Origin of the sequence: Micromonospora sp. AB353 (genome assembly GCF_049538395.1) — a bacterium.
Classification (GTDB): Bacteria; Actinomycetota; Actinomycetes; order Mycobacteriales; family Micromonosporaceae; genus Micromonospora; species Micromonospora aurantiaca.
The window spans coordinates 1-9,159 of the sequence record NZ_JBMVFV010000135.1; the positions used below are offsets into that span (position 1 = coordinate 1).

The 9,159-nt window shown below is 68.7% G+C and carries 5 protein-coding genes and 1 pseudogene; 4 read left to right on the forward strand and 2 right to left on the reverse strand.

The annotated features are described in order from the left end of the window. The first annotated feature begins 102 nt into the window (after positions 1-102). Both ACPCK6_RS28615 and ACPCK6_RS28620 read left to right on the forward strand, forming a co-directional pair. The gene (locus ACPCK6_RS28615) at positions 103-540 is read left to right on the forward strand and encodes a hypothetical protein (protein ID WP_423482757.1); all 438 of its coding nucleotides are present in this window, start codon (positions 103-105) and stop codon (positions 538-540) included. A gap of 5 nt (positions 541-545) precedes the next feature. Then, positions 546-995, forward strand: coding sequence for a hypothetical protein (locus ACPCK6_RS28620; RefSeq protein WP_124778772.1), 450 nt, complete (start codon positions 546-548; stop codon positions 993-995). Between the two features lie 422 nt (positions 996-1,417). On the opposite strand, the gene ACPCK6_RS28625 is transcribed toward ACPCK6_RS28620, so the two are convergent. After that, a complete protein-coding gene (locus ACPCK6_RS28625; RefSeq protein WP_457609387.1) occupies positions 1,418-4,909 on the reverse strand; it encodes a M28 family peptidase in 3,492 nt (1,163 codons plus the stop codon). 248 nt (positions 4,910-5,157) lie between these two features. Between ACPCK6_RS28625 and ACPCK6_RS28630 the strand changes: the two are divergent. Beyond that, positions 5,158-7,812 (forward strand): annotated as a pseudogene (locus ACPCK6_RS28630) (helix-turn-helix transcriptional regulator); the annotation flags it as partial. On the opposite strand, the gene ACPCK6_RS28635 reads toward ACPCK6_RS28630, so the two are convergent. Beyond that, positions 7,798-7,917 (reverse strand): IS3 family transposase, encoded by a 120-nt coding sequence (locus ACPCK6_RS28635; protein ID WP_223201434.1) that lies wholly within the window; start codon positions 7,915-7,917, stop codon positions 7,798-7,800. The pseudogene ACPCK6_RS28630 and the gene ACPCK6_RS28635 overlap by 15 nt on opposite strands. 512 nt (positions 7,918-8,429) lie before the next feature. Here ACPCK6_RS28635 and ACPCK6_RS28640 point away from each other — a divergent pair. After that, positions 8,430-9,159: 8-oxoguanine DNA glycosylase OGG fold protein (locus ACPCK6_RS28640; RefSeq protein ID WP_423482756.1), on the forward strand; the 730-nt coding region annotated here is incomplete at its 3' end.

Here is a 9,159-nt window from a genome sequence, read left to right on the forward strand (position 1 = left end):
GGCGGGGGGAGCGGGGTTGGCACCTCGAACGTCAGCCACGATCACGGCGGAACACACTTCAGCCATCCCCACTCCCGGCCCAACGGGCACGGCAACCTCAGCCTGCCGCCGTCACCGACAGACACCCCGGACACGATGTGCGAGTTCGGTGGGCATCGGCCCTCTTCGACGAGCGCGGAAGAGCGTGCGGTGATGCCCATAAAGGGCGCGCGGCGCCAGCCCTGCCGCAAGGGCTTTCGGCGGTTCAGTAGCCCCACCGGTGCCGGACGCGGGTTTCGCTTACCGGGATTTCGGGGTGGGGACTTCGGGTTCGTCGCCTACGCCGACACCGACACCGCCCAGGACGTCCTGGTCCGCGTTGTCGGTGGCGACACCGACCCGGGAGCCCAGACCGCCCCCCTCGCACGCGCCCGCGAGTTGTGGTGGCTCTCCCGCGCCGTACGGGCCAAGTACACCGCCATCTCCCGCGCCGTGCCGCTGCTGCTCGCCGGGTACGCCGGCGCCGCCACCACCGCAGCCCTGGCGATCTGGGCCCGGTGACCACGATGACCGCGACCACCACCCTCGTCGTGCAGGACCCCGTCGACGCCTACGAACTGTTCGCCCACGCCCGCACCGTGCTCAGGCTGCCCCTGGACGGCCGATGGCACCTGGTCGACCACGGCCGCGTCCACATGCTGCAAACCCTGCCCGGACAGGGCGCACCGGCCCTGGCCAGCGTGCACCTCCCCGTCGACGGCAGCCGGCACCCCGGCGAGCCCCACGCCGGCATCCCCGGCGGCTACGCCCTGCTCGCCTTCACCACCGACGGCGGCGACACCAACAGGACCCAGCGCCGGCACCGCGACCTCGCCGGCCAGGCTAGTGCGTGGCTGACCCACCGACGGCTTCGCTGGACCTGGTCACACGCCGACGGGCCCTTCACGACCAACCACGCCGATCTTGCGACCAGGGGCCAAATAGTTGATCTTTTTGGGGGTCTGCGCGGTCCCTGATCGCTGCCACGGTGGTTGACCGCTGTGAGTCGATCTCCTCTGAGCATCGGCGAGCTGGTCGAGCACTGGACCCTTGTCCCTGCTGAGCTGGACCTGGTTGCGTCCAAGCATGGCGAGATACGGCCGGGTTCGCGCTGTTGCGGAGGTTCTACGACCGGTACGGCCGCTTCCCGCGAGGTTGGGCAGATCTGCGCCCGGAGGCGATGGACTTCGCCTCTCGCCAGGTCAAGGCGGAGCCGGGTTACTTGGCGTTCTACGGAGACCAGGGCCAGCGGATCCATCACACCCCCAATCGGCTAGATCAACCCGACAACGCACCCAGAATCCAATCCACGGATTCAGGCTAAGGTCCGGTCCGGCAGCGGAACAGGGGCGCAGGACCTGCGGCAGGGTGGGGCGAGCGCCCCACCCTGCCGTTGAACTCAGCCGATCTGCAGGGTCACGTCGTCCAGCACGAAGCTGGTCTGCAGGTAGGCGTCCTCGGTGCCGGTGAAGGTCAGCGTGACCGTCTGGCCGGCGTACGCGCCGAGGTTGACGGTGCGCTGCGTGTAGCCCGTGGCAGCGTTCATGTTGGACAGCGACGCCACGGTGGTGCCGTTGGCCTTGATCGTGAACACGTCGTAGGCGAGCGCCCCGTACTCGCTCGTGTCGATGTGCAGCCAGTAGGTCAGTACCGCACTGGTGCAGCCCGACGGGATGGTGACGGTCTGGCTGATGGCCTCGGTCGCGGTGTAGCCGTTTCCGCCGAGCCACGCGTACCGGGTGCCGCTGCGCGGCACCTGCCCGATAGAGGTGCCGATCACGCCGGTGGAGCCGGTCCACGGCGAGGTGCCGCTTTCGAACCCGCCGTTGAGGATCAGCTGGGCGGCGGTGCAGCCGCCCGGCCCGCCGGTCACGGTCAGCGTGTACGTGGTGCTGTGCGACACCGACCCCGTGCCGGTGATGGTGATGGTGTAGGTGCCGCCGGCCACCGACGAGCCGACCGCGATGGTGGCGGTCGACGAGCTGCCGGAGGTGACCGACGACGGGCTGAACGAGACCGTTACGCCCGTGGGGGCGCCGCTGGCGGTCAGGGTCACCGTCTGGGCGCTGCCCGAGGTGGTGGCGGTGCCGACGGTGGTCGTGGTGCTGGACCCCGCGTTCACGGTGCCCGACGAGGGGCTGGCCGAGATCGAGAAGTCGTTGGTCGGCGTCGAGGTGCCGACCGCCCGGTTCCACAGCGTGTAGGCGATGCCGTCGGCAGCCCGGTTCAGCGCGGTGGCGTCGATGTTGCTGAGGGTGTCGCACGAGGAGTGGTAGCAGGAGTCGTAGGACTGACCGGCCGTGCCGCCCCACTTCGACGCCTGGGCCGACGTCTTGGTGGCGCTGGCGCCCATCGCGTAACCGGAGGTCGGGATGCCCGCGTTCTGGAACGAGTAGTCGTCGGAACGGCCCTGGCCCTCGACGTTCTCCTCCGGCTGCAGGCTGAGGGAGTCCCAGTACGCCTTCATCGGCTGCGACGCGGTCGAGGTGATGTTGTTGATGAAGTAGCCGCCGTTCTTCGACGCGATCATGTCGAAGTTGTAGTAGGCCTTGATCGCCGTTCGCTGGGTACTGGTCAGCGAGTTGACGTAGAACTTGGAGCCGTTGAGGCCCTGTTCCTCGTCGGTCCACCAGCCGAAGCGGACCTTGTTCAGCATGGTCGGGTTCTGCGCGGCCAGCGCGAGGGCGACCTCGAGCAGCGCCGCCGAGCCGGAGCCGTTGTCGTTCATGCCCGGACCGGCCGAGACGCCGTCCAGGTGGGCGCCGAACATGTAGACGTTGCTCGCGTTACCGCCCGGCCACTCGGCGATCAGGTTCGGGCCTGCACCGCTGGTGCAGCCGGAGGTGCAGGGCTGCTCGGTGACGGTGAAGCCGGCGGCCTGCAGCTTGCCCTTGACGTACGCCACCGACTGCAGGTAGCCCTGGCCGGTCGAGCGGCGGGTGCCGCCGTTGTTGGTGGCGATGGTGCTGAGCTGTGTCAGGTGCGCCTGCACGTTGGCGACGTCGATGTCCGGCGCGGTGCCACCGGGGGTGCCGCCGTTGACCGTGAGCGTGTACTGCGCGGTGTGGGTGATCGAACCGGTGCCGGTCACGGTGATGGTGTACGTGCCCGCAGCCGCACTGGAGGTGGTCGCCACCGTCATCGTGGAGCTGTTGCCCGACGTCACCGACGTCGGGCTGAACGACACGGTGACCCCCGACGGGGCACCCGAGGAGGTCAGCGACACGGTCTGCGCGCTGCCGGAGACGGTCGCGGTGTTGACCGTCGCGGTGACCGAGGAGCCCGCGTTGACGCTGCCCGAGGTGGGGCTGACCGAGACGGAGAAGTCGGTGCTGGAACCGGTGCAGGTCGGGTCGCCGGTCTGGGCCGGGACCGCGACCGCGTTCCACGCGTCCTTGGTCCGGTTGAACAGGACGCACGAGGAGTCCAGGTTCTTCGCGGCGGTCAGGGTCGCGGTGCGGTACTTCTTGTGGGTCATGCCGGAGGTCTTGAGCAGCATGCCGCCGTAGAAGATCTTTCCGGCGGACTGGATGCCGACGCCGGTGACCGACGACGGGCCGCCCGAGCAGATGGGGCTGTTCGGCTTGCCGCCGCCCGGCGCGCTGCCCTCGGCGAGCAGGTAGAACCAGTGGTTGAGCGGGCCGGCGGCCGCGTGTACCTCGGTGTTCGGGATCGACGAGGAGTAGCAGTTCGGGTGGCCGCCGACCAGCGAGGGGTTGTACATGTTGCGGATCGGGCCGTCGCCGACGAGGTCGATCTCCTCACCGACCAGGTAGTCGGGTTCGTCGTAGGCGCTGGACTGGTTGGCGTATGCCTCGGTCAGGGCGCCGAAGATGTCGCCGGTGGCTTCGCCGAGGCCGGCTTCGGAGCTGGTGCCGCCGGGGGTGTTCTGGTCGAGGCCGTGGCCGAACTCGTGGCCGACCACGTCCATCGACGAGATCCAGTTGCCTGCCGAGTTCTTGCCGATCGTGATCGTGGAGCCGTCCCAGTAGGCGTTCTGCTCGTTCAGGCCGACCTTGATCGGCCAGCTGCCACCGTTGCCGTTGTGCCCGTTGCGGCCCAGCCAGGCCGACAGCATGTCCCATTCCTTCTGCGCCGAGTACAGTGCGTCGACGCAGCCGGTCTCCTTGCTGGTGCCCACCCCGTTGCCCCAGCTGTCGTCCGCGCCGGAGAAGACGGTACTGGTGCTGTAGTCCTGGCAGTTCAGGCCGGTGCGCGTGGTGTCGCGCAGGTAGTACGTGCTGCCCGACTGCGACGTGGTGATCGACAACGGGCTGGGCCCGTTCCACTTGCCGGTGCCGGAACCGGCCGCGGCGTCCTCCTGCTTGGCCAGCACCTGGCCGGTGCGCGCGTCCACGAAGACATGCAGGTGGCTGGGCGCCGAGGCGGTGCGCCCGGCGACGACGACCTCCCACGCGAGGCGGGCGGTGCTGTCCTTGACGTGCACCACCAGGGTGCGCGACTCGACCCGGTCGACCTTCGCGAGCAGGCTCTTGGCGGTCTGCTCGGCACGGTCGACGGCGACCGTCGGCACCACCGACACGTTGATCTTCGTCTTGGTGGCGGCCGAGATCGCCCGGATCGCGCCCTTGCCGTCGGCGAGTACGGCGGCGTCGCCGCCGACCACCGGCAGGCCCCGGTAGGTGCGCTCGTAGGCAATGGAGAACAGGCCGTCCACCCACGGGATCACCATGCGACGGTCGTACTGCTCGAAGGGGCCTTTCGCCAGCGCGTCGTGACCGCCGTCGGCAGCGCGGTCGGCTGCAGAGATCGCCAGCGACAGCGGGCTCTGTGCAACCGTGGGTGTAGGGGGCGGGGTGGCTGCGGTCGACTGGGTGGCCACCCCGGTCACGGTGCCCAGGGTAAGCGCAACCGCGACAGCGGCCGCCATGGCAGTTCTTCGATACATCGCAATCCTCCCGCCGAGATGGGTTGAGGGGTGTGGCAGCAGGGCCCGTGTTGATGGGATCTCCGGCAACCGGTGACAGCTCGGCTTTGGCGATGACACTAGGAACGGCGGAGGCTGGCCGAAATCAGGGCAACCCCTTGCTCTGGTGCGCGAAGGACCGTCGGGCGCACTATGATCCGGTGCCAGATTCTGCGACGGCAGTGAATGCGCATCAGGGGGCCACCGGCACCATGCTGCCGGTGGTACCGGGCGTCGTGCGCGGCGCCCGTCGGGTGGTGCTGTTCGGTCCGCCCGGGATCGGCAAGACCGCTGCGGCCGGTGTACTCGGGCAGCAGCTGGGCATGCCTGTCCTAAGGCTGGCTCCGAGCCCACAGGACGCCCAGGTCCCCTACACCGGACTGCTCGAACTCGCACTGGCCCTCCAACCGCTGCCGGCCGCGCGGGAACTCGCGACCGGAATCGACAAGGCCGTCGGAGTGCCGGGCTCTGCCGATCCCGCCGGGACCGCTCTACGGCTGCGCCGGTTGACCGCCACCCTGCTGCTGGACACCCCGCCTCTGACACTGGTGGTGGACAACGCCCAGTGGCTGGATACGGCCAGCGCGGCCGTCTTGCGTTGGGCACTGCGCCTGGCTCCCGACCTTCCCGTCATAGCCGCAGAGCGAATCTGGCGCCCGGGGAGCGAAGGCCACTGGTGCGGCGAGGACCCCTGTGCGGTACGCATCCCGGCGCTGACACCCGATCAGGTCGCAACCCTGCTGTCGCCGTACCGGCTAACCCCCTACGAGGTCACGCAGACCCACATCCGCAGCGGAGGGAACCCGGCCCTAGCCCTCGCATTCGCCGGGGCCCGCAGCCGCGCCACCGACCTGCCGGCCGCTCAGGGTCTCGTAGACGACCTGGTCCTGCCGCCGGCCGCCCGCCGACTGGTGAACGAATGGCTGGGCACTGTGTCGGCCGAAGTTCAGGAACTGTTGACGGTCGCCGCACTCGACGACCGGCCCGACCGCGAACTGCTGAGCCGCCTCGCCGGCCCGCCCGCCGAAAACCTTCTCGCAGAGGCCGAGGCAGCCGGACTGATCGACATCGGGCAGGTCGACGGGAAGATCCGGTTCGCCGCCGCCGCGATCGGTGCCGAACTCGCGGCCCGACCGCCGGTCGCCACACGCAGGCTCCTGCACGCCCGCCTGGCCGAAGCCAGCCGCGACAGCATCCGCCGCGACCGTCACACCACGCTGGCGGCCGACACCAACGACCCGCAGTCGGCCGACTGCGCCGACCGCGCCGCCGCCCGCGCCCGGCTGCGCGGAGAACCCGCACTAGCGGCCGAGCTCTCCCTGCTCGCCGCCGAACGTACCCCGGAGACCGACGCCGACCTGCTCACCGAACGGGCGCTGACCGCCGTACGCGACGCCGCCCACAACGGCGACCTGCCCCGCGGCCAGGCTGCCGTCCGCCTCGTCCTGAACCACGACAGCAGCCCCGCCAACCGCGTCAACGCCCTCATCGCCCTGATCGACTCAGGCGGACAGCACCTGTACAACGGCGACAAGCTGTTCGCCGACGCACTTCACGAAGCGGCCGGACATCCGGACCTGACCGCGCAGATCCTCGTCCGCCAGGCGATCTGGGCCAACGTCAACGGCGATCCCGACCGGGCGTGCGCCCAGGCTGCCCGGGCCGCCAGCCTCGCCCGGAGCGCTGGCGACACCGCCACCACCGCCATGGCCCTCACGATGCAGGCCCGCATCCAACGCATCCTCGGCCGCCCCCAAGCCGAGACCACGCTCGGCCACGCCCTGTCCCTGCCACGCAGCACTCACATCCCCGTCAACGCCAGGCCCGAACAGCTCTCCGCCCGGCACGCCATCTTCGACGACCGTCTGGACGAAGCCCGCAGCGCACTGCTGCCTCTGCTCGTCGAAGCCGAGCGGACCGGAGACGCCGAAGCCACCGTGGATGTCCTGCGCAGCCTCGCCGAAGTCGAGATCCGCGCCGGACGGTGCGGACTGGCCCTCGACTACGCCGGCCGCGCCCTGTCGCTTACCGACAGAGCCGCCTTGGACCCCGCACCAACGTGCTACACCTCCGCCCTGGTCGAGGGCACCGCCTCGTGCACCGACTCCGCCCTCGCTCACGCACGCCGCGGGGCGGACACCTCCCGCCGGGAGGACAACAAAGTCTTCCTCTCCCGAAACCTCTTCGTCCTCGGACATCTTCTCCTGGTCACCGGGCGTCCGAAAGAAGCCCTGGAGGCGCTGGAAGAGGTCCGTACGCTTGAGAAGCGCCAGCAGGTCCGCGACCCGTCCGTCCTGCGCTGGCACGCCGACCTCGCCCAAGCCCTCATCTCCCTCGGCTACCTCGACCAAGCCCGCAAACTGCTGACCGATACCCGTCGCACCGCGACTGATCTAGATAGAAGCTGCGTCCTCCCCGTGCTCGACCGCTCCCAGGCACTCCTGGAAGCCACCCTGGGCAACTACGATGCGGCCGCCGACCTCCTCACCGCAGCAGCCGACCACCTCCGCCACCTGCCCATCGAACACGGTCGAACCCTCCTGGCCCTCAGCCACACCGAACGACGCGGACGCCGACGCGCCAGCGCCCGCACCGCGGCGCAGAGCGCCGCCGACCTCTTCAGCACGCACCAGGCACACCCCTGGATCGAAGCCGCCACCCGCACCCTCCACCAACTGGAGCCCGTCCCCGCGCACAGCAGTACGCTCCCCTGCCTCACCTCCGCCGAACAGCGCTGCGTCGAGCTCGCCGCCAGCGGAGCGACCAACCGCGACATCGCCACCGCCCTCACCATCAGTGTCAAAACAGTCGAAGCAAACCTCACCCGCGTCTACCGGAAGCTCGGCATCCACTCACGCGTCCAACTCGCGCACCTTGCAGCCCTGACGGCAGCGCCGGCAGAAGCCCTGCAGCCCGGCCTGGCGCATCAGCCTGGCAACGCGTTTGCGCCCACTTCCGACTCCGGTGCCCAGGCGTAACTCGGCGTGCGGCGTAAAGGAGCGGGTTGGGCGAGGATCGCACGTGCTTCCCCGGACAGCATCCTCGCTACGTCAAGTCGCAAAATGCCGTGACGAGGATTTAGAATCGAGAAAGTTGACACAAAAAGCAACAGAGGCGGCCGGTTTGCTACTGTAACCGCCAGCAACGGAGCGCAGCAGCTATCCAATGCGACCAACAAACAGAGGTAATGAACGGCTGAATCGCAGGCAGCCGGCCTACCGACATGCATAGATGACGGTCTTAGGAAACCGGTGCTCTATTGGCCGTCCTCAGGAGCACGCCGAGCGCGGCGCGGCCCCGGCGAGCGGACGGACGACTGGCCCCATACCTCGCGGCCAACGCCTTACGGCCCGAGTGGAGAAGTCCGAGTACCGTGGTATAAGAGTCCTTCTAGTTCGGCGTCCTGGGCCGGGCTTACGCAGCATGGGTCGTTTCCGGTCGATGCCCGCCGGTACAGTCTGCCCACACCGGGCAGGAGACGACGATGGGGCTCAGAGACCGACTTGGCGTCGACGCGTTCTGGACCCCTGGTGAGGTTCTCACACACGGGTTCGACTTTCGTCCACGCTGGTGGCAGCAACGCGTCCCCGCCGAAGGGTGGACGGCATGGCTATCCGACCTGCCCGAGGCCAACAGGGGTCGGCAGTACCGACATATCACGCGTAGCGACCTCCTCACCGCAGCGAATGGCGGTCCAGACGACGTCGGGCGACTGCTGGTCGGCAGCTACGCCTGGGGCACCGGCGACCGAGCATTCCTCGTCGGTCGTCGAGCTCAGGTCTTCACTAAGAACACGACTGAGTCCACCACGGCCAAGCTCGTTAAGGCTTTGACCGTCCTTCGTGATCAGGGACCGGCGAAGGCGTACGAGATGCTGGCCCTGGGCGGCGAGCAGAAGCTTCCCTACCTCGGGCCCTCGTTCTACACCAAGCTGCTGTACTTCGCGGATGCCCGGCCCGACGCACAACCTGGTCGCGCGCTGATCCTCGACCAGTTCGTTGCCATAGCTTTGAAGGAAGTCGAACACTGGGACATTACGGAACGCGGCCCTTGGGGCCCAGATCAATACCAGCGGTGGCTCGAATTCGCCCACAACCATGCCAGAACTGAGTCCACTAACCAAGCGGCCGTGCGCCCGGATGCTATCGAGGCGGCGATGTTCAGAAAAGGCTGGGCAATCTACCAGGCGCGTATAGCTACCGCCCGCCGCCGCG

Excerpts from the sequence above, each read along its gene's own strand:
- ACPCK6_RS28620 (WP_124778772.1), top strand. The coding sequence starts at position 546 with ATGACCGCGACCACCACCCTCGTCGTGCAGGACCCCGTCGACGCCTAC.
- ACPCK6_RS28625 (WP_457609387.1), bottom strand. The coding sequence starts at position 4,909 with ATGGCGGCCGCTGTCGCGGTTGCGCTTACCCTGGGCACCGTGACCGGG.